This window comes from Microcoleus sp. S13_C3, assembly GCF_036700905.1.
In the GTDB taxonomy this organism is placed as follows: domain Bacteria; phylum Cyanobacteriota; class Cyanobacteriia; order Cyanobacteriales; family Microcoleaceae; genus Microcoleus.
Genome location: NZ_JAUBPT010000371.1, coordinates 1 through 1,011, shown reverse-complemented (window position 1 = coordinate 1,011; position 1,011 = coordinate 1). Strand labels below are relative to the sequence as shown.

The 1,011-nt window shown below is 40.6% G+C and carries 1 protein-coding gene; it reads right to left on the bottom strand.

Translation table 11 applies throughout. From position 1 onward, the window contains the following. Nucleotides 1–165 precede the first annotated feature (165 nt). Nucleotides 166–678, bottom strand: a complete 513-nt coding sequence (locus QUA16_RS36795; protein WP_333109809.1) for a transcriptional repressor — start codon at nucleotides 676–678, stop codon at nucleotides 166–168. Between the last annotated feature and the right edge of the window lie 333 nt (nucleotides 679–1,011).

The following is a 1,011-nucleotide window of genomic DNA, read 5'->3' as shown; positions in this document are numbered from 1 at the left end:
GCCCTATGCCCTATGCCCTATGCCCTATGCCCTATGCCCTATGCCCTATGCCCATGAGTACCTCATCTTTCTGAGAAGGCTATAACTAACAGCTCATAACGAATAAAAAAGCACAAATTACCAATTACCACCAATTACCAATTACCCAAGTATATTTCATTCAACTCAACTAATTTCCTCATCAATTTCTGAATGATATCTGGGACACAACCAATTGCTGGGTACCAAAGAAGGCCATCCCTCCCGTAGCGCTTCCAAACAAACCGCACGCACAGTTAACTGACAGTCTAGCAGTTCTACCCCAGCTTTTTCAACTTGCTTTTTGCCAATTTTTAAAATTGATTCCTCGCTAAATTCAAAGGTTTTGTGACACTGAATGCAAACCAGATGGTGGTGGTGCAATTCGGGAAAATTCAGTTCGTAATGTTTGTGTCCTTCTGCTAATTCTAGTTCACGCAAAATTCCTATCCTTGCTAATAAATGCAGCGTTCGGTAGACAGTAGACAAGCCTATTCGTTCTCCTTTATTTTGCAAAGTCCTATATAATTCTTCCGCACTTAAATGATTGCCTTGCGGTAGATTTTGAAATACACTCAAAATAGTTTCTCGCTGGGGAGTCAGGCGGCAGCCTCTCTGGTTGAGTTCGACTTTGAGTGAGTTAGCACTGTATAAATTCATGTCGGAAAAAATAAAAAAATTGAACGAGGATGGTAAGGGATTATCTGTTATTTATTCGCAATATTTTTGAGATTCTCCTAAAGTATATTTTCCGTGAGAATCCATATAACTCTAGACTCCCCCTTTAGCCCAAAGTAATCTGCTAGCCACCTATCCCCCTTGCTACAAGCGGAAGTGAAAAAGTGGTTTTCGGTATTTCAGGGTAATTTTTGTGAAGTTTAGAGCAATGTTGCGGAGAAGCCTTGGCAAAACAAGTCTTAGAGGATGTTTGAAAAGGGGGGGATGAGGTAAAAAAAACTTTCAGGGTATAAGCTGAAGATACTTAGTCACAGC

What these genes read in the sequence shown, in the direction of transcription:
- QUA16_RS36795 (WP_333109809.1), bottom strand. Translation starts at nt 678, where the DNA reads ATGAATTTATACAGTGCTAACTCACTCAAAGTCGAACTCAACCAGAGA.